A 23568-nucleotide genomic window follows, 5' to 3' on the forward strand; every position below is an offset into this window, starting at 1 on the left:
GTCAGTGGAAGCGGCGGAGGCGGAGGCTGTTGGTGACGACGAAGACGGAGGAGAAGGCCATGGCGGCGCCGGCGATCATGGGGTTGAGCAGGCCGAGGGCGGCCAGGGGCAGGGCGGCCACGTTGTAGGCGAAGGCCCAGAACAGGTTGCCCCGGATGGTGCCCAAGGTCTTGCGGGACAACCGGATGGCGTCGACGGCGGCCCGGAGGTCGCCGCGCACCAGGGTGAGGTCGCTGGCCTCGATGGCGACGTCGGCGCCGGTGCCCATGGCCAGCCCCAGGTCGGCGCGGGCCAGGGCGGCGGCGTCGTTCACGCCGTCGCCGACCATGGCGACCACACGGCCCTCGCGCTGGAGACGGGCCACGGCCTCGACCTTGTCGGCCGGCAGCACCTCGGCGATGACGTCGTCGATGCCGACCTCGGCGGCGACGGCGCGAGCGGCGGAGGCGTTGTCGCCCGTGAGCAGAACCGGCTTGAGCCCCAACGACTTCAGCCCGGCGACGGCCTCGGCCGAGGTCGGCTTCACCGTGTCGGCGACGACCAGGACCGCCCGCGCGGAGCCGTCCCACGCCACCGCGACCGCCGTGCGGCCGGCCTTCTCGGCGGCCTGCTTGGCCGCCGACAGCGAGCCGTCCAGGTGCAGACCCCACTGCGCCAGCAGCCGATCCCGGCCGACCAGCACCGCCTTGCCCTCGACAAGGCCTTGCACGCCAAGGCCTTCCTCGTTGCGGAACTCCTCGACGGCCGGCAGCTCGCCGACCCGGTCCATCGCCCCGGCGGCGATGGCCTTGGCGATCGGGTGCTCCGAGGCGTGCTCCAACGCGCCGGCCAGCCGGAGCACCTCCTCCACGGCGACACCCTCGGCCACGTGCACGTCGACCAGGCTCATCCGGCCCTCGGTGACGGTGCCGGTCTTGTCCAGCACCACCGTGTCCACCCGCCGGGTGGACTCCAGCACCTCCGGGCCCTTGATCAGGATGCCCAGCTGCGCCCCGCGACCGGTGCCCACCAGCAACGCGGTCGGCGTGGCCAGGCCCAGCGCGCACGGGCAGGCGATGATCAGCACCGCGACGGCGGCGGTGAACGCGGCCTCGGCGGCGTTGCCGGTGGCCAGCCAGGTGATCAACGTGCCCAGCGCCAGCATGATCACCACCGGCACGAACACCGCGGACACCCGGTCGGCCAGGCGCTGCACGGCGGCCTTGCCGTTCTGCGCGTCCTCGACCAGCCGCGCCATCTGCGCCAACTGCGTGTCGCCGCCGACCCGGGTCGCACGGACCACGAGCCGCCCGCCGGCGTTGACCGTCGCGCCGACCACGGCGTCGCCGTTGCGCACCTCGGCCGGCACCGACTCGCCGGTCAGCATGCTCATGTCGACGGCCGAGCTGCCCTCGGCGATCACGCCGTCGGTGGCGATCTTCTCGCCGGGACGGACCACGAACTCGTCGCCGACCCTCAGCTCTGTCAAGGGAATCCGGCGCTCGCGGCCGTCACGCAGCACGGCGACGTCCTTGGCGCCGAGCTCCAGCAGCGCACGCAGGGCGGCCCCGGAGCGGCGCTTGGACCGGGCCTCGAAGTACCGGCCAGCCAGGATGAAGACGGTGACGCCGGCGGCGACCTCGAAGTAGACGTCCATGCCGGACATCGAGGCCATGCCGGTCGACGCCATGGCGGCGTCACCGAAGAACAACGCGTACAGCGACCACAGGTAGGCGGCGCCGACGCCCATGGAGATCAGCGTGTCCATGGTGGCCGCGCCATGCACAAGGTTCGTCCAGGCGGCGCGGTGGAACGGCAGCGCGCCCCAGACCACGACCGGGCTGGCCAGCGTCAACGCCAGCCACTGCCAGTTCGTGAACTGCAACGCCGGGATCATCGACAGCAGAACCACCGGCACGGCCAGCACGGCCGACACGATCAGCCGCTGCCGCAGCGGATCGTGTTCGTCAGAAGCGGCGGGCTTCTCGGCCGGCAGTTCGGCGGTGTAGCCGGCGGCCTCGACGACCTGCACCAGGTCCGCGGGCGCCAGCGTGCCCGGGAAGCTGACCTTGGCCTTCTCGGTGGCGTAGTTGACGGTGGCGGTGACGCCGTCCACCTTGTTGAGCTTGCGTTCGATGCGGTTCGCGCAGGAGGCGCAGGTCATGCCGCCGATGGACAGCTCGACCTCGTGCCGGGCGAGCTGGGTCGCGGATGTCATCGAGGCTCCTCCATGGAGAGTGGGTGGCCCGCCGCCTCCACGCCGACGGGCCGGGGTGTCAGCCGACCAGCTCGTAGCCGGCCTCCTCGACGGCGGCGCGAATGTCCGCCGCTGACACGTCGCCGTCGCTGACCACGGTCAGCCGGCCGGTGGCCAGGTCGACGTCCACCTTCTGCACGCCGCTCACCTCGCTGACCTCCTCGGTCACCGAGCTGACGCAGTGGCCGCAGGTCATGCCCTGGACGGTGTAGGTGTTCTCGGCCATGGGGTGTGCTTCTCCTCGGGGATGAGAGTTGACGTCAGGAGCGGACCAGCCGGGCGATCGCGTCGCCTGCCTCCTTGATCTTCTCGTCGGCGCTCGCGCCGCCCTCGGCGATGGCGTCGGTGACGCAGTGCCGGAGGTGCTCGTCGAGCAGCGACAGGGACACCGCCTGCAACGCCCTGGTCGCGGCGGAGATCTGCGTCAGGATGTCGATGCAGTACTTGTCCTCGTCGATCATGCGCTGAAGCCCGCGGACCTGACCTTCGATCCGGCGCAGGCGACGCAGGTGCGCCTCTTTGCTGTCGGCGTAACCGTGCATCGTCGTCCTCCTGTGGTCGGGTGGCCCACGACGCGGCCTGGGGCGGGGGAGTCGCGGGCTCGTCCCTCCTTTATACCCCTAGGGGGTAGCGGTACGCGAATTTGGGCGGCCGGCATCACCCGAAGGAGTTGACGGTCAGGACTTCGTGGCGACCAGGGCCAGCGCCGGCCCGTGCGGGTGATCGGGGGTGTCGAAGGAGACGGCCTTCACCTGCCAGCCGAAGTGCGCCAGGGCGGCCAGCAGGTCCTTGCGGGACAACCAGTTGCTGTGCGGGGCGCTGCCGCCGCAGAAACCCTTCAGCTGTAAGGCGCTCTCGTACTCGAACCGGTGCAGGGTGTGCTCGAAGCCCTCGTGCGACGACGTCTCGGCGGTGGTGAAGCGCGGCGACAGCAACTCGCTGGACCGGACGATTTCCTCGTCGTGGTAATGGGTCCAGAGGAAGAGCCGCGAACCGGCGCGAGCGGTCAGCGCGATGGTCTCGACCGGATTGCGCATGTGGTAGAGCACGCCGCTGGCGAACACCAGGTCGAAGCGGTCGGCGTGGTCCCGCAAGTACGCCATGAAATCGCCCAGCACGAACCGCGCCGCCGGCATGCCGAGAAGTTCCTTGGCGATCAGGCACTTCAGGTAGGCCCGGGTCTGCGACTCGATGGCCAGCACGGACGACGCGCCGGCCCGGGACAGCATGTGCGTGTGCCCGCCCTCCAACGGCCCCAGCTCCAGCACGCTGGCCCCGGTCACGCCGCCGAGCTGGTCAAGGGCCCACTCCACCCGGTCGTCGGCGAACAGCGGGATGGGCCCAGCCGAGACGCCCGGCACCTGCGAGGACCATTCGCCGGCGAAGACGTCCACGGCGTTCTGCGGCGACGGCGCCGACGTCACGTACTCGTCGAGGATCGATGGCTGGGCAGCGGGTTCCGGTTGCCGGCGGAGCCGCGACAGGAGGGTGCGCACGGGTGCACGGTAATTGACCGGCGGCGGCCGCGAGGCCCGGCTACGCTGCTGGCGGTGTCAGCGAAGTTGAGTGCGGCGGCCGCCGCGTTGCAGGCGTTGTCCAACCCGACCCGGTTGGCCATCCTGGCCGCGATCGCCGACCGCAACCAGCGGCGGGCCCCGGTGGTGCTGGGCGAGCTGGGCTTCGACCTGCGGGTGGTGGCCAAGGAGGTCGGCCGCCTGACCGAGGCAGGCCTGCTGTCCAAGGTGCGCGGCCAGTTCATCGCCGACCTGTCGCCGCTGGGTGGGCTGGCCGAGGCGGTGGTGGAGGCGACGGCGCTGGCCCGGGCCATCCCGCCGGACTCGCCCCTGCGCCGATACCTCGTGCACGGGCGCATCGAGGCCCTGCCCAAGCGACCGGCCGACCTCGACGCCATGGCGGCCGTGCTGTGCACGCTGCTGCCGAACGACCGCACGCTGACCGAGGCCGAGGTCAACGACCACCTGGCCCAGGCCGGTGACGACGTGGCCGGGCTGCGCCGCCTGCTGGTGGACCTGCATTTCGTGCGGCGCAACGGCTCGGCCGAGTACGAGGTGATCGAGCACCCGGTGGACATCCACTCATAGGACAATTCTGTCGCCGAAAACAATTCGACGCGGACAGAAGTGTCCGGTCGAACGACGGGCCACTCGACCAGGTGAAATCGATTCCGCGCGCAATTCCTTTCGTCCGGTTCGGCGGGTAGTCTCGGTGGCCGGAATCCCGCGGAATCGGACGGTGAGATGACACCCGGCTTACGACACCAGGGTTGTCTGTACGGCAGCGACGCCGAGTTCGTCGCGATGGCGGTCCCGTTCGCCCGCGACGGCCTGGCCCGCGGCGAACCGGTGCTGGTGGCCACCACCTCGGCCAACCTGGAGCTGCTGCGGGACGCGATGGGGCCGGAGGCCGACGGCGTCGACTACGCCGAGGCGGCGTACTTCGGCCGCCGTCCGCCGCAGCGGGCAGCGGCGATCCACCGGTACTGGGCCAAACACGGCGGCGCCGTGGTGCGGGTCATCGCCGAGCCGGTGTGGACCGGCCGCTCCCGCCGCGAGGTCGAGGCCTGGCAGCGCATGGAGGCCGGCGTCAACGTGGTGCTGGCCGACGCCGACATCCGGCTGATCTGCCCGTACGACACCAGGATCGTCGAGCCGGCCATCGTCGACGACGCCCGCCGCACCCACCCGGAGCTCGTCACGGGCAGCGAGGGGCGGCCGTCGCCGGAGTTCATGGCGCCGGCCGACTTCGTCCGCAGCCACACGACGACCGGCGCGGTGGCGGTGGCCGGCGACTTCTTCCGTTTCGACGGCGATCTCGGGGCCGTGCGGCGCTACGTGCTGGACAAGGCCACCCCGCTGCTGCCGGACGAGGACGCCGTCGCCACGTTCGGCATCGCCGTGGGGGAGTCGATCACCTATCTGCTCCGGCACGGCATCGCCCGGGTGTCGGTGTGGGTGCGGCCGACCGGCGGCCGGGTGGTCTGCACCCTGCGCGGCGACCGGCCGCTGGCCGTGCACCCGTTCGTCGGCTTCCGCCCGCCGGGGCAGGAACTGGCCGACGGCGACGGGCTGTGGCTGACCAACCAGATCTGCGAGTGGCTGGACGTCAGCTCGGACGCCACCGGCTGCACCGTCGAGCTGGCCGTGCCCGGTCAGCGCGCCGCGGAGGCCTTCGGTGCCTGACCGGTCACCGCAGGTCGACCTCGCCGAACCGCTCCTGGATCCGACGCAGCTCCCGCAGCCGCGGCTCGGTCTCGCCGCCGGCCCAGCGGCTCACGGTCTTGGCCGACACGCCCAGCTGCCGGGCCGCGGTCTCCCGGCTGATTCCCTCGCGCCGCAACACATCGGTGATCCAGTCGGCGAAGGTGCCCTGCACCGGAACCGGCTCCGCCACCGTCCGCAGCACGTCGAACTCGACGTAGTCGGGGTAGGTGCGGCAGGAGATCTGGATCGCGCCGGACGGCCCGGCGGCGTCCAGCATGGCCCGGAACACCGCGTTCGACACCTCGCGGCCGTCGGCTTCGGCCAGCGGCGCATCCGCCGCGCACTGCCGGATGAACTCGCGGATCTCCGGCACCGCACCGGGTCGGGCGGCGAACACGCGCGTGCGCACGTCGACCGGGAGCACCTCGATCGGTTCCACGCCTGCCGCCTCTCACCAGCCGTCCCCGGATTTTCGCCGATGGCGGCCGGTTCCACCAGTATCCTTGCGCGGGCCGGAGGTGGCCGATGAGCGAGCTGCACATCCTGTGGATCAACGGCGGGCTCGGCTGCGACGGCGACTCCGTCGCGCTGACCGCCGCCACCCAGCCCAGCATCGAGGAGATCGTGCTCGGCGGCCTGCCCGGGCTGCCCCGCATCGCCATGCACTGGCCGATGCTCTCCTACGACAGCGGCCCGGACTTCATGCGCTGGTGGCATATGGCCGCCCGCGGCGAGCTGGACCCGTTCGTGCTGGTCGTGGAGGGTCCGTGGCCGACGAGACGAACAAGGCCGAGGGCTACTGGACCGGCTTCGGCACCGATCCCGACACCGGCCAGCCGATCACCGCCAGCGAGTGGCTGGATCGCCTGGCCCCCAAGGCCTGGGCCGTGCTGGCGGCCGGCACGTGCGCGGCGTACGGCGGCATCCACGCCATGGCCGGCAATCCGACCGGGGCGATGGGCGTGCCCGACTACCTGGGCTGGGAGTGGAAATCCCGGGCCGGCATCCCAATCGTCTGCGTGCCTGGCTGCCCGGTGCAGCCCGACAACCTGTCCGAGACGTTGCTGCATCTGCTCTACCAGTACGGCGCTCCCACGCCCGAGCTGCCGCTGGACGAGGCGCTGCGGCCGAAGTGGCTGTTCGAGACGACCGTGCACGACGGCTGCGACCGGGCCAGCTACTTCGAGCAGGACGAGTACGCCGAACAGCACGGATCCCCGCGCTGCCTGGTGAAACTGGGCTGCTGGGGCCAGGTCGTGCGGTGCAACGTGGCGAAACGGGGCTGGATCAACGGGGTCGGCGGCTGCCCCAACGTGGGCGGCATCTGCATCGGCTGCACCATGCCCGGCTTCCCGGACAAGTTCATGCCGTTCATGGAGCCGCCGGCCGGCGGCAGCCGGACGACACATCTGTCCGGCTCGGTGATCCGGGTCCTGCGCTCGATCCGCACGCGCTGAGGGGCGCACCGTGGGGGACCGAGAACTCCGGTCCCCCACGGGCCTTTCAGGAGAGGGCTTGGGTCGGCGGCAGCTTCGCGGCGCGCATCGCCGGATACGCCCCGGCGACCGCCCCGACCAGCGCCGACACCGCGACGCCGCCCAGCAGGGCCGGCACCGGCAGCACCGCGGGCCAGCCCTGAGACAGCGCGTAACCGGCGGTGACGAGCACCCCGATCAGCACGCCGACCAGGCCCCCGAGCCCGGCCAGCAGCACCGATTCGGCCAGGAACTGGCCCCGGACCTGCCGTCTGGTCGCGCCGAGGGCCCGCCGCAGGCCGATCTCACGGCGGCGCTCCAGCACGGAGATGACCATGGTGTTGGCCACTCCGACCCCGCCGACCAGCAGCGCGACGCCGCCGAGCCCGAGGAACAGCGCGCTGTACGTGCTCTGCGTCAGCTCCTGCGCGGCCAGCACGTCGGACGGGCGCTGCACGGCGACCTCGTTGGGGGCCTTGGGATTGATGGTCGCCCCGAGCACCGCCTGCACGTCGCTGACGGCGGATTCCTGTGCCGTCACGTAAACCGTGCTGGGGTGGCCGTCGAAGCCGAGCAGCTGCTGCGCGACGTCCCAGCCGACGAGTGCCGCCCGCTCGATCTCCGGGGCCAGCGGCATGGCGTCGAGCACGCCGGCGACGGTGAACCAGTGCCCGCCGATGTAGACCTGGGTCGGGTGGGCCGGGTCGACGTGGTCGATGCCGAGCCGGGAGGCGGCGACCGCGCCGAGCACGACCACCGGGAACTTCTCGTTGCCCCCGTTGAGGAACGAGCCGCCGTGCGGCTTGCCGCCGAGCACGCCGAGCAGGTTGTCCTTGGCCGCCAGCACCGCCACCCCGGACGTGTCGCCCAACGCGACCTTGTCCGACCGGCGGATCGTCGCCGTGGTCACCTTGCCGGTCGCGCTCGCCCCGGTGACCGGGCCGATCCGCTTGGCCATGGCCACCGCGTTGTCCGGCAGGTACACCGTGCCGCCGGTGAAACTCTGGCCCGGCCCGGCGGTCAGCAGGGTGGTGCCCAGCGCCGCGAGTTTGTCGTGCAGCGCCTGCTGGGCGGAGGCGGGCACCGCGATCACGGCGACCATCGCCGCCACGCCGATCGCGATGCCCAGCGCGGACAGCACGGCCCGTAACGGCCGGGTCCGCATGCCGTGTGCGCCAAGGGTTATCACGTCCGGCGGGGCGAGGCGGCGGGCCTGCGGCAGCGTCGGCGCGGTCACCGCACGCCCCCGGTGTCCAGCTGGATCCGCCCGTCCAGGACCTCGATCCGCCGCGGCATGCCGGCGGCGATGTCCCGGTCGTGCGTGATCACGACGATCGAGGTGCCGTCCGCGCTGAGGTCGCCGAGCAGGCCGAGCACGGCCGCGCCGGTGGCGGTGTCCAGGTTGCCGGTCGGCTCGTCGGCCAGCAGGATCGACGGCTCGTTGACCACTGCCCGGGCGATCGCCACCCGCTGCCGCTCCCCGCCGGACAGCTCGTTCGGGAAGTGCTCGGCCCGGTGTCCGAGGCGGACCTTCTCCAACGCTGCCAAGGCTTTCGCCCGGCGCTTGCGCCGCGGCACCCCGGCGTACAGCAGTCCCGTGCACACGTTGTCGACCGCGCTGACGCCCTCGCTGAGGAAGAACTGCTGGAACACGAAGCCGATCCACGCCGAGCGCAGCGCCGACAACGTGCGGTCCGGCAGCGTCGCCACGTCGTGCCCGCGAATCTCGATGCGCCCGGCGGTCGGGGCGTCCAGCGTGCCCATCAGCTGGAGCAGCGTGGACTTGCCGGAGCCGGAAGGGCCGACGATGCCGACCATCTCACCCTCCTGAATGGACAGTGAGACGTCACGCAAGGCCTGCACACCACCGGGATACGTGCGCGAGACGTGGTCGGCGGCGAGGACCGGGGTCACGAGGTCGTCACCACCTTGACGCCGGCGGCCAGCCCGGACCCCGTGACCTCGACCTTGCCGCCGGAGAACAAGCCCGTCTTCACCGCGACCAGCCGCCGCGTCCCGCCGTCGTCGACCTCGACGGCGTAGCCGCCCTCGGCCAGCGCCAGCAGCGCACCGACCGGAACCACCAGCACGTCCTTGTGCACCGCCTTGGTGAAGTGCACGGTCGCCGGGGCGCTGTCCAGGCCGCCACCCAGGTTCGGGTCGTCCAGCTTCACCGTGACGGTGATGACCGACTTGCCGGTGGGCTGGCCGTTTGTGTCCTTGTCAGCCACGGCGGTGCGCCCCACGTCGAGGACTTTTCCGGTGCCGGACCCGCCGTTGATCTCGACCGTGACCTGGTCGCCGGCCTTGGCCAGGCTCTGCTTGGCGACATCGAGCCGCACCTCCACGACCTTGTCGGTGCCGGTGGTCTTGAGCACCGGGCCGGTGGCCGGCCCGCCCAGCGTGGCGGTCACCGCCGACACCCGGATCGGGCCGGCGGCCAGCACCACGTCGGCCGGCGTGAACGTGCCGGTCTGCGGAAGCCCTTGCGCCTTCTGCCATTTCTTCACCGCGGCGGCGGTCGCGCCGGTGAACTTCTTGTCCGGCGCGCCGAATCCGCCGTAACCGAGCTGCTGGAGATTGGTCTCCAGCACCTGGACGTCCGGGCCGTCGGCCACGCCGGCCGACAGGTCCCGGTAGAACGGCAGCGTGCCGTAGAACAGCGGCACCGGGGCCGCGTCCACGCCGTACACGGTCTGGCCCTGGGTGATCGTCGAGCCGGCCGGCGGCAGCGAGGTGACGGTGCCCGGCTTGCGCCCCGGCACATCCGTCTCGGCGCCGAAACCCAGTGTGCCGCCGGCATCTTCCTGCTCGCTCAGGTCGGCCTTGGCCACGGCGGCGGTGGCGGCCGGCGCCGGCGGTGCGGCCGGGGTCTGGGCCTCGGAGGCGTTGGTCAGCACGACCACCGACCCGGTGCCCAGCACCACGACCAGCACCGCCGCGCCCACCACCCACCGGGTCCGATGCCCGCGCCGTCGATGCGTGCTCTGCTCGCTCAATGGAACTCGAATCCGCAGGCCTTGGCGGCCGCCGAGACCTTGGCCGGATCGTCGCCAGGGCCGCCGATCTGCAACGACTTCTCCGGCGACGGATCGTCCATGTGGACGCCGTGGTCACGCATGCACTGCACCTTCTTGTGCAGCTTGTCCAGCTGGTCGGCGTCCATCGTCGGCGGCGGCCCGCTGTCGGGCACCAGCGACTTGCACGCCTCGATCGCGGCCTTGCCCTTGGCGTCGTCCGGGTTGTCGGGGGCGAGCTTGATCCGACCGCCGTTCGGGTCCGGGTCGGGGACGTCGAGGCCGTGGTCGCGCAGGCACTTCGTGTACTTGCGCAGGTCGTCGAGCTCGAAGCCGCCCTTCTTGGGCGCGCCGCTGGTCGTCGGGTTCGACGAGTTCAGCGAGGCCACCTTGCCGGTGTCCTGGGCCTGCCCGCAGCCGGCCAGCAGCAGCGCAGCCCCGACCGCGGCGACCACCATGGTCCGTTTCGGCATAACACTCCTCGGGTCGTGTTCTGACGATTCCAGTAGTACCGATCGAGTGATCCGGAACCGATAAGCGATGGCGTTTATCCCGTGCTTATCGGCGCTCGTCTAACCTGGGGACCGTGCGCGTGCTGGTGGTGGAGGATGAGCGGCTGCTGGCCGACTCGATCGCCGAGGGACTGCGCCGGTTCTCGATGGCGGTCGATGTTTGTTATGGCGGGGAATGTGCGTTGGAACGGATCGGCGTGCACGGTTACGACGTCGTCGTGCTCGACCGCGATCTGCCCGACGTGCACGGCGACGAGGTGTGCGCCGCGGTGGTCGCCGCCGGCGGCGAGGCCCGGGTGCTGATGGTGACCGCCGCCGGCGACGTGGCCGACCGGGTGGCCGGCCTCGGTCTCGGAGCCGACGACTACCTCACGAAACCGTTCGCGTTCAGCGAGCTGGTGGCCCGGGTGCAGGCGCTGGCCCGGAGGTCCCGGCCCGCGCTGCCGCCCGTGCTTGAGCGCGACGGCGTGGTGCTCGACCTGCCGCGGCACCAGGCCACGCGGGACGGCCGATTCCTGCCGCTGTCGCCCAAGGAATTCGCCGTGCTCCAGGTTCTGATGCGCGCCGACGGGGCCGTGGTCAGCGTGGAATCGCTGCTGGAAAAGGCGTGGGACGAGCACGCCGATCCATTCACCAATGCGGTGCGAATGGCCGTGATGACGCTGCGCCGAAAACTCGGTGACCCGCCGCTGATCGACACCGTCGCCGGCGTCGGCTACCGGTTCGGCGTATGAGGCCGTTGTCCGTGCGGGCCAGGCTCACCGCGCTCTACGGCGGCCTTTTTGTCGTTTCCGGCGCGGTGCTGCTGGTGATCGTCTTCCTGCTGGTGCGGGACGCCCTGCCGATGCCGACGGAGTTCACGGAGCGGCTCAGCGGCAACGAGGTCGACCCGTCGACCATCCTGCCGGCGCGGCCGTGGGACACGGTGATCGTGAACTCCTTGGCCGCCTATCGGTCCTCCACGCTGGCCACGCTGCTCATCCAGTCGGTGGCCGCGTTGCTGATCACCACCGCGCTGGCCGTGCTGCTGGGCTGGCTCATCGCGTACCGGGTGCTGCGGCCGCTGCACGACATCACCGCCACCGCGCGCCGGCTCGGGGCCGAAGACCTGGGTCGTCGGATCAAGCTGACCGGCCCCGACGACGAGCTCAAGGAGCTGGCCGACACCTTCGACGGCATGCTCGACCGCCTGTCACGGTCCTTCGACAGCCAACGGCGATTCGTCGCCAACGCCTCCCATGAGCTGCGCACACCCCTTGCCCTGCAACGAACCCTGATCGACGTGGCGATGCTGTCCGAGGACGTGGCGCCGGAGATGCGGCTGCTGGGTTCACGGCTCGTCGAGGCCAACGAGCGCACTGAACGGATCCTGGACGGGCTGCTGGTGCTGGCCCGCAGCGACCGGGGCCTGTCCAGCCGGGTGCCGGTGCGGCTGGACCACCTCGTGGAGACCGTCGCCGCGACCTTTGCCGACGTTGAGGTGCACGCTGTGGAGCGCACCGTCGCCGGCGATCCCGTTCTGCTGGAACGGCTTGTCGTCAACCTCATCGACAACGCCGTCACCTACAACCGGCCCGGCGGCTGGGTGCGCGTCGAGGTCGGCGACGCCCTGGTCGTGCGCAACACCGGCCCCCGGATGGATCCCGAAACCGTGGAGTCGCTGTTCGAGCCGTTCCGTCGAGGCGCCCCCGACCGCACCGGTGACGCCGGGCACTCCGGCCTCGGGCTGTCCATCGTGCGGTCGGTCGCCCTCGCCCACAACGGCAGCGCCACCGCCGGGGCCCGCCCCGACGGTGGCCTGGACGTGACTATTCGACTGCCGTGAGGGGTTTCCCCGGATCGGCCAGCGCCTCCGGGTCGACCGGGGCCTTGCCGCCGATCAGGGCCTTGATCGGGTCGACGACGTCCCAGACGTTGACGTTCATGCCGGCCAGGACCCGGTTGTCCTTGAGCCAGAAGGCGATGAACTCGCGGGCGGCGACATCGCCACGGAACACCACGCGGTCGTAACCGGTGGGGTCGCCGACGAACTCCATGCCCAGGTCGTACTGGTCGGTGAAGAAGTAGGGCAGGTCCTCGTGGCTGGCCCGCTGGCCGAGCATCGTCGCGGCGGCGACCGGGGGCTGGCTCAGGGCATTGGCCCAGTGCTCGACCCGGGTGTGCTTGCCCAACAAGGGATGGAAGGCGTTGGCGACGTCGCCGGCCGCCACGATGTCCGGGTCGGAGGTGCGCAGCGCGTCGTCGACCAGGATGCCGTTGTCCACGCGCAGGCCGGCCCGCTCGGCCAGCTGGGTGTTGGGGGCCGCGCCGACGCCCACGACGACGGCGTCGGCGGCGATCTCCGTGCCGTCGGCCAGCTTCACGCCGTTGGGCGCGATTTGGGCGACGTTCGCCCCGAGGCGCAGGTCGACGTCGTGCGCGCGGTGCAGGTCGGCGAAGACCGGCGCCACCTCCGGGCCCAGCACGCGCAGCAGCGGCAGCTCCGCCGACTCCAGCACCGTGACGGCGACCCCGGCCTGCCGCGCGGCGGCGGCGACCTCGAGGCCGATCCAGCCGGCGCCGATCACCACCAGGTGGGAGGCGGTGGCGAAGGTGTCCCGGATCGACTCCGAGTCCTCGATGCGACGCAGGTAGTGCACGCCCGGCGCGCCGGCGCCGGCGATCGGCGGTCGCCGGGGGCTCGCGCCGGTGGCCAGCAGCAGCTTGTCATAGGAGTGGCCGCTGCCGTCGGCCAGCTGCACCCGGTGGTCGTCGCGGTCGATGCGGCTGACGCCGATGCCCAGCGCCAGCGTCACGTCGTGCTCGGCGTACCAGGAGTCCGGATGCACGGTCATGCTGTCCCGATCCGCCTTGCCGGCCAGGTGGTCCTTGGACAGCGGCGGCCGCTCGTACGGCAGGTGCCGCTCGTCGCCGACCAGCGTGATCTTCCCGTCGAACCCCTTGTCGCGCAGGGACTCCGCGGCCTTCGCGCCGGCCAGCCCGCCCCCGACGATCACGAACCTCTGCTGCGCCACGCCGTCCGCTCCCTGTTTACGCCTCCGAAGTTTCGCCAACAAATCTTGGTCTTATTCCCGGCTCGGGTCAACCCTTGCCAGTCGATCGGGTGCCGACACGGTTGCGCCAACAACCATGGTCGTATTTCGGCAGCGGTTACCATGCGCGACATGGATCCGCGGTGGCTGGACGACAACGAACGCGCCCTGTGGATGCGCCTGCACGCCCTCAGCGAGCGCACGCTGGCCGAGGTCGACTCCCAGCTGCGCCGCGACGCCGGCCTCACCCGGTACGAGTACTACGTGCTGGCCATGCTGTCGGAGTCGCCGACCCGTTCCCGTCTGATGAGCGACCTGGCCATCGCCACCAACGGCTCCCTGTCGCGGCTGTCGCACGCCGCCAACAAGCTGGAGTCCAACGGCTGGCTGACCCGGTCGCACGCCGAGGGGCAGCGCCGCTCCGTCATCGCCACGCTGACCGACGACGGCTGGCGCAAGCTCACCGAGTCCGCCCCGGGGCACGTGGGGGCGGTCCGGGAGCGGATCTTCGACCATCTGACGTCGGAGCAGGTCAAGGCGCTCTACGAGGCGCTGGACCCGCTGTTCGTGCAAGGTTGGACGTGTTAGGCCACTATTTCGGCTGAATTTGAGTGCTCAAACATTGAACATTGAACCCTTCGGCATTAACGTCGATGCATGACCGATTTCAACACCGAGATCATCGATGCCTTCCGCGCCAACGACGGCGTCGTCGGCGGGCACTTCGAAGGCAAGCGGCTGGTGCTGCTGCACCACATCGGCCGCAAGACCGGCCAGGAGCGGATCAACCCGCTGGTCGCGGCCAAGGACGGCGACGCCTACCTGCTGTGCGGCTCGATGGGCGGCGCGCCGGCCGACCCGGTGTGGGTCGGCAACGTCGAGGCCGGTTCGGGCGAAGTCACCATCGAGGTCGGCACCGAGACGCTGCGTGCCCGCAGCACCGTCGTGCGGCCGGACGGGGCCGAATGGCAGCGCCTGTACGGGATCTGGTCGGCCTACTGGCCGGACTCGAAGGAGTACGAGACCCACACCGACCGCAAGTTCCCGATCATCCGCCTCGAGCCCGTGTCCACTGTGGACTGAGCTGAAACGGTCGCGTCCGGCGGCGGCCGCTGTTAGCTTGCGGCCGTGGATCTTTTCGCCAGCTCCTGGGCCGCGCTGCGGCGGGCCGTCGCCGACCTGACCGACCACGACTTCGAGCAGCCCTCGGGCTGCGCCGGCTGGCTGGTCCGCGACCTGGTGTGCCACCTGGTGATCGACGCGCAGGACGTGCTCATCACGCTGGCCACCCCGGTCGACGCCGAGCCGACCCGCAACGCCGTGACCTACTGGTCGGTGGTCGAGCCGCCGACCGGCGAGGACCCGCTCGACGCCCTGATCGTCCGGCTCGCCGCCGCCTACGGCGACCCGGCGCTGCTGAAGTTCCACCTCGACGACGTGGGCTCCGCTGCCGGCCGCGCCGCCGCGCTGGCCGATCCGGCCCTGCGGGTCGGCACGCAGGAGCAGGTCATCACCGCCGGCGACTACCTCGACGCGTACGTCGTGGAGTGGAGCCTGCACCACCTCGATCTCGTCGTGAACCTGCCGTCCGCCGCGCCGCCGCCGCCCGAGTCGCTGGCCCGCGCACGGGCGATGCTGGAACAGATCGCCGGCGTGACGTTCCCGGATTCCTTCTCGGACGCCGATGCCCTGAGGGTCGGCACCGGCCGTCGTCCTGCGACCGAGGCCGAGCGGGCCGCGCTCGGCGACCTGGCTTCGAAGCTCCCGCTGCCGTTGGGTTAGCAGCCGGCCACGGCCCGGGCGGCGGCGCGGGCGCTGGCCATTGCCGCGTCCGGCGTGTCGAAGACCCGTTCGCGGAGGAAAGCGGCGCAGCCGTGGGCCAGCGCGCCGATGGTGTGCACGAGCGTGAGCGGGTCGTCCGGGCGCAGTCCCTGAGCCGGGGCCAGCAGCACCGCCAGCACCTTTTCCCCCGCTTCCGCCAATTCCGGATACGCCGACTTGTCGATTCCGGCGCCGAAGATCAGTTCCGACAATGCTGGCTCGTCGACGGTGAACTGGACATAGGCGGCAGCGAATTCGGCCAGCTGTTCGACCGGATCCTCGGCCGCGCCCACCGCGTCGGCGAACCGTCGGGCCTGCTCGCGGTGGGCCTTCGTCACCAGCGCCACCAGCAGCGCCTCCCGGTTCGCGAAGTGCTTGAACGGCGCCGCCACGCTCACCCCGGCCCGGCGGCTCGCCTCCGCCATCGTGAAGCCGTGCGCCTCCCGCTCGGCCACCAGCTCCAGCGCCTCACCCTGAACTCCTCTACTCGCACCGACCTAAGTGGACGGTCCGCAACGGTAGCGAAGCGTGGATTTCCCTTACACGCCTGCATGGTTCGGACACACATTTGCACCCGGACGATCAGTTTCCCTTGTGTGGGCCGGATTTGGCGAATTCTGTTCGGAACCGCGACGATCACCGCCGGCCAGGGTCGTGGCCTTGGCCACGAACTGGCCACGAGATCCCCAAGGTGCACCTGTTCGGACCATCGGCTCGGCGGCCAGCAGCCCCCGCCGTCGTCCACGGGCGCCGAAGGTGCGGCCATTCCGGCGAAAACGCGTGCTGGAACCGTGGCCGAACACCGGACCAGCTGCCACACTGACGGTCCTTCGGACCCGGACCTGAGGGGACGAGCGTGAACGAGCAGCGCCATGACCACGGCAACCCGACCCTTCGGCTCCTCGTGGACGCGCTGCAGGACGTCTCGTCCCTGCGCACGGCCTACGAACGCCACCTCGTGCTGGATCTGTTGCGGCACAAGCTGGGCAACGGATTCCACGTCCGCGAGTACCCCGAGACCCGGGCACACCTGTTCAGCATCGCGCAGACCTGCGGCGACCGGCGCGGCGGCCTGATCGCCCTCGCGGAGACCCTGCGGGACCTGGAGCCCGGGTCGCTGGCCGTGGCCAAGGCCTGCCGCCTGATCGACGACATGAGCCCGCTCGACCTCGTCGCCGACTTCGACCGTGAGCAGCTGCTCGAACTGCTGTCGGGGATCGAGCTGCCCCAGCTGGACGAGCTGTGCCGGCGGGCCCTCGGCGCGGCGGCGCCCCGCCCGGCGCCGGGCCGCGCCCGGCTGGTCGACGTGTTGTCCTGGCTGGAGCAGCAGAACGCCCGCGCGGACGGCGTGCCGCCGACGCTGGTGTTCGTGGAGGAACTGGCGGCCGGGGTGGACAACGGCCTGGCGGCCAAGCTCCGGTGGTGGGCCGACCGGCAGGCGGCCCGGATGGGGCTCGGGAGCAGATGCGATCCCACCGCGGCCTGCCCGCCGCGCCGCCGCCGGTCGCCGTGGACCGGTTGTACCTGCTGCTTCAGCTGGAACGCGATCTGGTCGACGAGAACCGGTACGTGCTGTCGCACTGGCGGCAGGCCGGCGAGCTGCCGTGGCGGCCGGAGCGCGGCGAGGACCGGGCCGGCAGCCTGGCCGACATCGAGCGGCACGTCGCCGAGCTGATCGACAATGCCGAGGCGGACTGGGCGATGTCGACCGAGCCGATCGCGCTGGAGGTGATCCTGCCCCGCGAACTGGTCCACCTGCCGGTCGACCGCTGGGTGCTGTCGACCGACGGCGGCATCGTGCGGCGGCTGGGCACGCACTACCAGCTGTCCATCCGCAGCCTGGAACGGATGCGCGAACGACGGTGGCTGCGCCGCTGGCGTTCCCGTTGGCGCGCGGTGCAGAACCTCACCGGCACCGGCTATCTGTGCCGTCATGGGCACGAGGGGCACCTGGACGAGCTGCAGGCGGCGTTGGCCGGGCACGAGGAGATCGCGGTGGTCCTGCTGGATCACCACATCGAGCCGAACGCCGCGCTCGGGCCGGACGCGCTCACCATCGCGCTGGTCGAGGGCGTTCCCGTGATGCTGTGGTGCCGCGAACCGGGCGGCGGGGCGGCGTTCGCCGCGGCTGCCGCCGAACTCGTGACACGGGGCGGACTCCACCAAATCCGGGAGAGCGTCCGCGCGATCCGTGGTAAAGCCCACCGTACCGACTCGGCCGATCATGTGGGAGCGCACGTGAGTCTGATCTGGGACGACCCGGAGCGGTTGATCGACCTCTGCGACGGGCCGGGCGCACCCCGCCGCGACGGCGGGCGGTGATCACGGGCGCCCGCGCGGAGGACGAGCAGTGGCCGAACCTGGGCGGCTGACCACACGGAGACTCCGGCCGGACGAGATCGCCGACGCGATCTATCTGGCCGCGCACCGGCCCGACGCGGCGACGCCGGGCCGTCCGGAGCCGGGCCCGTCGCCGTCGGTCGGACCGCCGGCGGAGAGCACCGGCCCGACGGACGGCGTCGAGCCCGGTGGTGTTCCCGGTGCGCCCGGTGCCCTGTCGTCGTCCCGGCTCGGATTTGTCCTCGAGAACACGGGATTGGCGGCCGACGGTCTCGACATCGACGCAGAACCGCGCTGGCACAACGGGTTCGGCCTCACCGGCCACCGTGCCATCGCCCGGGCGTTGCGTCCGTTCAAACGAACCGAGATCTCCGCCACCCTGACCGAGCTCGACGAGGAGAAGACCGCCGACCAGGCCGCGGTGCAGCGGCAGTGGATGCCGTGCATGCGGCGCGCGCAGGACCGGTCGATGGAGGCGGTGCTGGTCGTCGACGTGGGGGAGTCCATGGTGCTGTGGCGTCGCACCGCCACGGAACTTCGGGTGCTGCTCGAACGCCAGGCCGCCTTTTCGACGGTGCGAACCTTTCAGCTGGACACCGACCGGACCGACGGCCTGCGGCTGCGCACCGACACCGCCGCCGGCGGGCGCCGGAGTCCCGCCGAGTTGCTGGACCCGACCGGCCGGCGGTTGGTCCTGGTCCTCACGGACGGCATCGGCGCGGCCTGGCGGGACGGCCTCGTGCAGCCGTGGCTGGCCCGTTGGGGCCGCTGCGGGCCGGTCGCCGTGCTTCAGGTGCTGCCGCAGTCCCTGTGGCACTGGAGCCGCCTCGAACCGATCTCCCTGCGCCTTCGCGCGCCGTCACGGCGGGTGGCCAACAGCCGGCTGCGCTGGGATTCGGCCCGTGACGGCAAGCTGGTGCCCATTCCCGTGCTGGAGCTGGACGAGCTGGCCTTGGGCCGCTGGGCCCGGCTGGTCGCCGAACCCGGCGCCGGCGCGGTGCGCCTGCCCACGATGCTCTTGAGCACCTCGCACCGCGGCCCCGTCGGCTCCGCCGATGATCCCATCGATGAGACCGAACCCGACGCGCTGCAACGGGTTCTGCGATTCCGCGCGGTGGCCTCCACCACCGCCTTCCAGCTGGCGCGACTTTTCGCCGCCGCGCCGCTCAACCTGCCGGTGATGACCCTCGTGCAGCGGTTCATGCTGCCCGACGCCCGTGGCGCGCACCTCGCCGAGGTGTTCCTTTCCGGCCTGCTGACCCGAATCGACGATGAGGTCACCGACCTCGGCACCGTCGCCTACGACTTCCGGCCCGGCGTCCGGCAGGAGCTCCTCGCCGCCGGCAACCGCCGGGAAACCGTGCTGGTCCTCCGCCTGATCGCCGACCGCCTCGGCCCCCGGGTAGCCGCCGTCCGCGGCCTGCGCGATGCCCTGCGTGCCCCCGACACCGCGCCCCACCCCGACCTCCGAAGCCCGCTGGCCCGCCGCTTCGCGACCGTCGAGCAGGCCGTGATGACCGCCCTCGGCGGCGACTACTCCCGCCGCGGCATCGCCTTACGCGCAGCACTCGTCGCCTACGGCGAGCTTCCCCGCACGAGCGCCCCGGTTACCCGCGAATTGCCCACCCCCGATCCGCTGGGTGGCACGGCGGCGGACGGTTCCTCGACCGCGCGCCCCTTGCCCCGCGGCTTCCCCCCGATCTGGGGCAACGTCCCCATGCGCAACGCCAACTTCATCGGTCGGGCCGAGCAGTTGCGCCGCCTGGCCGCCGAACTCGAACCCGGTGTGGCCACCGCCGTCCTCCCCGAAGCCATGCATGGCATGGGCGGCGTCGGCAAGACCCAGATCGTCGTCGAGTTCCTCTACCGGTACCGTCCGGACTACGACCTCGTGTGGTGGATTCCTTCCGAGGACCCCTCGCTCATCCAGTCCTCCTTCGTCGAACTGGCCGACCGCATGGGACTGTCCATTTCGGACCCCAGTCCGCAGGTCGCCGTCCCTGCCGTGCTGCGGGAACTGCGGTCGCCGAGCTCGAACTCGCGCTGGCTGCTGGTGTTCGACAACGCCGACGATCCCGACGACCTGCGCCCGTTCCTTCCGCAGGGCGACGGTCATGTCATTGTCACGTCTCGCAATCCGCGGTGGTCCGAGGTGGCCAACGCCATCGCGGTGGACGTCTTCGAGCGCTCGGAAAGCGTTGCCCTGCTGCAACGCCGGTGTCCCGCCCTGCCCGACGACGAGGCCGACCAGCTCGCCGCGGTGCTCGGCGACCTGCCCCTCGCCCTCGAACAGGCCGGCGCCTGGTGCGCCGAGACCGGCATGCCCGTCCCGGAGTACCTGGAGCTTTTCCAGCGCCAGTGCGCCATTCTGCGGCCGTCCGACGACGGTCCGCTCGACTATCCGGTGATCGCCGCCGCCGCGTGGAACGTCTCCCTGGAGCGCATCGGCCGGGATCTCCCTCAGGCCCTGCAACTCGTCCGCCTGTGCTCCTGCTTCGCCCCCGAGCCCATCCGCCGCGGCATCCTCGGCGACCTCCGCGACCTGACCGCCCCCGCCGACCAGGCCGGCCTCCCCCGTCGGCGCCGGGAGATCGACCTCGCCATCCGCGAGATCAAGCGCTACAGCCTCGTCCGCGTCGACCGCCGCAACGACACCATCCAGCTCCACCGCATCGTGCAGGCCGTCGTCCGCGACCAGATGACCCCCGCCGAGCAGGACCAGATGCGCCACGTCGCCCACCTCCTGTTGCTACGCAACGATCCCAGGCTTCCAGGCATACCCAAGCACTGGCCGCTCTACAGTGGACTCCAGCCCCACGTGCGAGCGACCCGGGCCGTCGACTGCGGCGACTCGGACGTCCGCCGGCTGGTGGTCAACCAGGCGGTTTTCCTCAATGCCTGGGGCAATTACCAGGGAGCGTACGAGGTCGCGGAGGAGGCACGCCGCATCTGGCACGAGCGACTGGGTGAACGCGACCTGGACACGCTCGCTGCCGCGCGCCGGGTCGGTGTCGCACTACGCAGCCTCGGCCGGTTCGCGCGGGCGCGGGAGCTGGACGAGCAGACCTTCGCCCTGCTGCGCGAGACTGTGGGCGAGGAGCACGAGGAGACGCTGATCCTCGCCGGGCTGCTCTCGTCCGACCTGCGCGCGGTCGGTGACTTCGCCGGCGCGAAGGGGCTCAACGAGGACACCTACATCCGCACCCGGCGGGTATTCGGCGACGACGACCCGACCACTCTGTTCGCCGCGCACAACCTTGCCATGAGCCTACGCCTGACCGGCGACTACGCGGCGGCGCGGGAGCTGGACGAACGGACCTGGCGCGGCCGCCGCGAGGTGTTCGGCGAGGAGGACCGGTTCACGCTGATGTCGCTGGACGCGCTCGCCCTCGACGAGCGGCTGGCCGGTGATCACCTCGCGGCCTGTCGGCGACAGGAGCGCACCGTCGAGCTGAGCCGGCGCCTGCTGGCCGACGACCATCCGCAGAAGCTCACCGCGATCGCCAATCTCGCGGTCGCCCGGCGCAAAGCCGGCGACCACGCCGGCGCACTCGCGCTGTCCACCGAAGCGTGGCGCGGACTGCGCAGGCGTTTCGGTGTCGACCAACTGGACACGATGGCCGCCGCGATGAACGTCTCCATCGATCGCCGGCACGCCGACGAACTGGCCGACGCCCGCGAGCTCGGCCAGCGCGGCCTCCAGCGCTACCGCGACAACCTGGGCGAACAGCATCCCTTCACCTCGGCCGCCGCGACCAACCTCGCAGTGACTGTTCGGCTCATGGGCGATCCAGGCGAGGCGGCCGGGCTCGACCGGCAGGCGTTGACCCGGCTACGCGGAAGTCTCGGCGACAATCACCCGTACGCCCTGGTCGCCGCGGCGAACCTGGCCAGCGACCTGGCCGCCGCGGGCGACCATCGGGCGGCACTGGACCTGGACACCGACACGCTTACGCGGTCCACCCGAACCCTGGGCGACCGCCATCCCTCGACGCTCGCCGTCGCCCTGAACCACGTGCTCGACCTGGCCGCGTTGGGCCGTGACGGCGACGCCACGACCGAGCACACCGTGTTGCTGGAACGGTTTCGCGGCGTGCTCGGCCCTACTCACCCCGCCGCGCTCAACGCGGAGCGTCGCCATCGTGCGGACTGCGATATCGAGCCGATCGCGCTGCTGTGACACCGCCGAACCAGGCGAGAAGTTCTTCCGGGTCACCCGGCTCCGCCAGGTGCACAGCGCGCACGATCTCCGGACATGCCAACGCGGCGTGCGCATCGGTGGCCAGCCCCAGACCGACCCAACCGCGATGGTCGTGGGGATCGGTCCCGATCTGGCGCACGTACAGTGTCCGAGCCCGCTCGCCGTCGCCTCTGACCAACGCCAGATCCGCCGCGGTGGCACCGGGAATCTCCCGCGCCACGGTTTCCGCGGTCAGTCCGGCGAACGTCGCGGGCTCACGTAGCGACCACTGTGCGAGATGCGTCCGCGCCCGAGGTTCGACCATCGGCTCCAGGGTCGGTGCCAGTTCGGTCTCGCCGCCGTCTTCGCCGGGCCACCGCGAGCCGGTCCGACGCAGTTCCAACACCCGCCGCAGCCGGTCGGCCGACGGTCGAAGGTGTCGAATCCGCCAGGTGGCACGGTGATCGGCGAGCACCCGGTCGGCGATCTCCTGCACCGGCTGGTCGACCTTGCTGTCGGCCCAACTGTCGGCCACCGCTGTCATCTCACGCACGAAGAGTGCGCCGGCCTCGGTGAGCAGGTCACTGCCGGCGATGGCCTCGAGCGCGGTGCCGACCTGCCCCCGCCGTGTGGCGAATTCCAGGTTCCACAAGGGATTTTCGTGCCGCTCGTGCTGCCAGAAGTCCGTGACGGCGAGAAAGGAGAACGCCCCGTGGAGCAGGCCGTGGAGCGGCCTGGGGTCATCGCGCCATGGCGCGTAGTACTTCGCGTGCCGGTCCTCGATGTCCAGCGTGATCAGGTTCGACACGCCGTTGAGCTTGCTGTGCGCGAACTCGTGGATCAGGACCGACGCCATCGTCGCCGCGTCCTCGACCGGCGCCGCCTCCATGGTGCCGAAGGCATCCGTGGACGAGGCGCTGGACAACCGGAAACGACTGGCAGCGGCCTTCGGGACCAGCGCGGACATCCCGGCCGCCAACTCGTCGGCGATGTCCGGATGCTTGGTGGCCAACAACCGCCAGGCCCGGTCCAGCCTTTGCTGCCAGCCTTCGACCTCGTCCGCGGTGAGGCGCTGCCGCGGTCGTGCGCTGCTGAACCGGAACGGCTGGATGTCGTCCAGCCGGACATCGAGGACCCGACCCGCATGCGTGCAGCGAATCCGCCTGTGCGCCAGCCAATCCGGCCCGTCTTCGGTCAAAGCCTCCGGCAGCTGCCGGGTCCCGTCCGGGGTGCGCACCGACACGCCCCGCGATGTCGCCATCACCTCGCCGTGATCATGCGAGCTCAGCACGGCCGTGCCCAGGCCGGGCAGGGCGATCACCCCTTCGACGGCGGGCACCCGGACCGTGCAGTCGACGCCGGCGCGGATCGCCGCCGCGGCGGCAACCGCGTGCAACTGGCCAAGGAACGGCGACAGCCGGTCACTGTCCTTTGTGGTCGCCAGCAGACGCATGGTTTCGGCGGCCCAGCCCTGGACCTCGGTCAATCCGAGCACGTCGGCGACGGCCACGGGATCGGCGCGTTCCGCCTTGATGAGCAGATCCCACGCCTCGGCGAGCGGCGGCGACCCCGGGTCATCGGGCGCCTCGTCGAGCAACGCGCGCAGGATGACCAGCACCTTGCTGTGATAGCCGGCACGGAGCTTGCGCACCGCCTTCGCGCCACCGCGTCCCCGGGCGATCGAGGCCAGTTCCTCGTCACCGAGCCCGTGTGTGGTGAGCATCGTGGATCGTC

22 protein-coding genes and 1 pseudogene are annotated in these 23568 nt (G+C 71.2%); 11 read left to right on the top strand and 12 right to left on the bottom strand.

Going from position 1 to position 23568, the window contains the following annotated elements:
• Window position 1: 1 nt before the first annotated feature.
• The 4 genes from AB0M73_RS06690 to AB0M73_RS06705 form a co-directional block, all read right to left on the bottom strand.
• Window positions 2-2197, bottom strand: coding sequence for a heavy metal translocating P-type ATPase (locus AB0M73_RS06690; protein ID WP_363887760.1), 2196 nt, complete (start codon window positions 2195-2197; stop codon window positions 2-4).
• A 58-nt stretch (window positions 2198-2255) separates the two neighbouring features.
• Window positions 2256-2462: a heavy metal-associated domain-containing protein gene (locus AB0M73_RS06695; protein ID WP_363887763.1), complete on the bottom strand. Its 207-nt coding sequence runs from the start codon at window positions 2460-2462 to the stop codon at window positions 2256-2258.
• A 34-nt stretch (window positions 2463-2496) separates the two neighbouring features.
• Window positions 2497-2778 (bottom strand): metal-sensitive transcriptional regulator, encoded by a 282-nt coding sequence (locus tag AB0M73_RS06700; RefSeq protein WP_043717325.1) that lies wholly within the window; start codon window positions 2776-2778, stop codon window positions 2497-2499.
• Window positions 2779-2913: 135 nt separating this feature from the next.
• Window positions 2914-3732 (bottom strand): class I SAM-dependent methyltransferase, encoded by an 819-nt coding sequence (locus AB0M73_RS06705; RefSeq protein ID WP_363887766.1) that lies wholly within the window; start codon window positions 3730-3732, stop codon window positions 2914-2916.
• A 54-nt stretch (window positions 3733-3786) separates the two neighbouring features.
• Between AB0M73_RS06705 and AB0M73_RS06710 the strand changes: the two genes are divergently transcribed.
• Window positions 3787-4338 (top strand): DUF2087 domain-containing protein, encoded by a 552-nt coding sequence (locus AB0M73_RS06710; RefSeq protein ID WP_363887769.1) that lies wholly within the window; start codon window positions 3787-3789, stop codon window positions 4336-4338.
• Between the two features lie 156 nt (window positions 4339-4494).
• Window positions 4495-5436 (top strand): MEDS domain-containing protein, encoded by a 942-nt coding sequence (locus AB0M73_RS06715; protein WP_363887772.1) that lies wholly within the window; start codon window positions 4495-4497, stop codon window positions 5434-5436.
• 4 nt (window positions 5437-5440) lie between these two features.
• Here the strand turns inward: AB0M73_RS06715 and AB0M73_RS06720 are convergent, their stop codons facing one another.
• On the bottom strand, window positions 5441-5896 hold the full coding sequence (locus AB0M73_RS06720; RefSeq protein WP_363887774.1) for a helix-turn-helix transcriptional regulator: 456 nt from the start codon (window positions 5894-5896) through the stop codon (window positions 5441-5443).
• Between the two features lie 86 nt (window positions 5897-5982).
• Here AB0M73_RS06720 and AB0M73_RS06725 point away from each other — a divergent pair.
• Window positions 5983-6914, top strand: a pseudogene (locus tag AB0M73_RS06725) (hydrogenase expression protein HypE).
• 46 nt (window positions 6915-6960) lie between these two features.
• Here the strand turns inward: AB0M73_RS06725 and AB0M73_RS06730 are convergent.
• The 4 genes from AB0M73_RS06730 to AB0M73_RS06745 are packed head-to-tail and all read right to left on the bottom strand — an operon-like array spanning window position 6961 to window position 10422.
• Window positions 6961-8169 (bottom strand): ABC transporter permease, encoded by a 1209-nt coding sequence (locus AB0M73_RS06730; RefSeq protein ID WP_363887775.1) that lies wholly within the window; start codon window positions 8167-8169, stop codon window positions 6961-6963.
• Window positions 8166-8846, bottom strand: coding sequence for an ABC transporter ATP-binding protein (locus AB0M73_RS06735; protein WP_363887777.1), 681 nt, complete (start codon window positions 8844-8846; stop codon window positions 8166-8168). The genes AB0M73_RS06730 and AB0M73_RS06735 overlap by 4 nt, the downstream gene beginning before the upstream one ends.
• On the bottom strand, window positions 8843-9931 hold the full coding sequence (locus AB0M73_RS06740) for a peptidoglycan-binding protein (RefSeq protein ID WP_363887780.1): 1089 nt from the start codon (window positions 9929-9931) through the stop codon (window positions 8843-8845). The genes AB0M73_RS06735 and AB0M73_RS06740 overlap by 4 nt, the downstream gene beginning before the upstream one ends.
• On the bottom strand, window positions 9928-10422 hold the full coding sequence (locus AB0M73_RS06745) for a hypothetical protein (protein ID WP_363887782.1): 495 nt from the start codon (window positions 10420-10422) through the stop codon (window positions 9928-9930). The genes AB0M73_RS06740 and AB0M73_RS06745 overlap by 4 nt, the downstream gene beginning before the upstream one ends.
• A gap of 113 nt (window positions 10423-10535) precedes the next feature.
• Between AB0M73_RS06745 and AB0M73_RS06750 the strand changes: the two genes are divergently transcribed.
• Both AB0M73_RS06750 and AB0M73_RS06755 read left to right on the top strand, forming a co-directional pair.
• Window positions 10536-11195, top strand: a complete 660-nt coding sequence (locus tag AB0M73_RS06750) for a response regulator transcription factor (protein ID WP_363887785.1) — start codon at window positions 10536-10538, stop codon at window positions 11193-11195.
• A complete protein-coding gene (locus AB0M73_RS06755) occupies window positions 11192-12286 on the top strand; it encodes an ATP-binding protein (RefSeq protein ID WP_363887788.1) in 1095 nt (364 codons plus the stop codon). The genes AB0M73_RS06750 and AB0M73_RS06755 overlap by 4 nt, the downstream gene beginning before the upstream one ends.
• Here AB0M73_RS06755 and AB0M73_RS06760 read toward each other — a convergent pair.
• Window positions 12270-13475, bottom strand: a complete 1206-nt coding sequence (locus AB0M73_RS06760) for an FAD-dependent oxidoreductase (protein ID WP_363887790.1) — start codon at window positions 13473-13475, stop codon at window positions 12270-12272. The genes AB0M73_RS06755 and AB0M73_RS06760 overlap by 17 nt on opposite strands.
• Window positions 13476-13625: 150 nt before the next feature.
• Here AB0M73_RS06760 and AB0M73_RS06765 point away from each other — a divergent pair, with 150 nt between their 5' ends.
• The 3 genes from AB0M73_RS06765 to AB0M73_RS06775 all read left to right on the top strand — a co-directional run bounded on the left by AB0M73_RS06765 (window position 13626) and on the right by AB0M73_RS06775 (window position 15275).
• A complete protein-coding gene (locus AB0M73_RS06765; protein WP_363887793.1) occupies window positions 13626-14081 on the top strand; it encodes a MarR family transcriptional regulator in 456 nt (151 codons plus the stop codon).
• A gap of 69 nt (window positions 14082-14150) precedes the next feature.
• Window positions 14151-14576: a nitroreductase/quinone reductase family protein gene (locus tag AB0M73_RS06770; RefSeq protein ID WP_363887795.1), complete on the top strand. Its 426-nt coding sequence runs from the start codon at window positions 14151-14153 to the stop codon at window positions 14574-14576.
• A 45-nt stretch (window positions 14577-14621) separates the two neighbouring features.
• Window positions 14622-15275: a maleylpyruvate isomerase N-terminal domain-containing protein gene (locus AB0M73_RS06775; protein WP_363887797.1), complete on the top strand. Its 654-nt coding sequence runs from the start codon at window positions 14622-14624 to the stop codon at window positions 15273-15275.
• Here AB0M73_RS06775 and AB0M73_RS06780 read toward each other — a convergent pair.
• Window positions 15272-15769: a TetR/AcrR family transcriptional regulator gene (locus AB0M73_RS06780; protein WP_363887798.1), complete on the bottom strand. Its 498-nt coding sequence runs from the start codon at window positions 15767-15769 to the stop codon at window positions 15272-15274. The two genes, AB0M73_RS06775 and AB0M73_RS06780, sit on opposite strands and share 4 nt — an antisense overlap.
• A 401-nt stretch (window positions 15770-16170) precedes the next feature.
• On the opposite strand from AB0M73_RS06780, the gene AB0M73_RS06785 reads away from it, so the two are divergent.
• From AB0M73_RS06785 to fxsT, 3 genes are read left to right on the top strand one after another with little or no spacing between them, the layout of a single operon-like run.
• Window positions 16171-16989, top strand: coding sequence for a hypothetical protein (locus tag AB0M73_RS06785; RefSeq protein ID WP_363887800.1), 819 nt, complete (start codon window positions 16171-16173; stop codon window positions 16987-16989).
• Complete coding sequence (locus AB0M73_RS06790) at window positions 16884-17636, top strand: hypothetical protein (RefSeq protein WP_363888029.1); 753 nt, start codon at window positions 16884-16886, stop codon at window positions 17634-17636. Before AB0M73_RS06785 ends, AB0M73_RS06790 begins: the two co-directional genes overlap by 106 nt.
• A gap of 28 nt (window positions 17637-17664) precedes the next feature.
• A complete protein-coding gene (gene fxsT, locus AB0M73_RS06795) occupies window positions 17665-21834 on the top strand; it encodes an FxSxx-COOH system tetratricopeptide repeat protein (protein ID WP_363887802.1) in 4170 nt (1389 codons plus the stop codon).
• Here the strand turns inward: fxsT and AB0M73_RS06800 are convergent.
• Complete coding sequence (locus AB0M73_RS06800) at window positions 21776-23557, bottom strand: HEXXH motif domain-containing protein (protein WP_363887804.1); 1782 nt, start codon at window positions 23555-23557, stop codon at window positions 21776-21778. The two genes, fxsT and AB0M73_RS06800, sit on opposite strands and share 59 nt — an antisense overlap.
• Window positions 23558-23568 lie beyond the last annotated feature (11 nt).

Origin of the sequence: Kutzneria sp. NPDC051319, assembly GCF_040682195.1 — a bacterium.
Lineage (GTDB): Bacteria > Actinomycetota > Actinomycetes > Mycobacteriales > Pseudonocardiaceae > Kutzneria.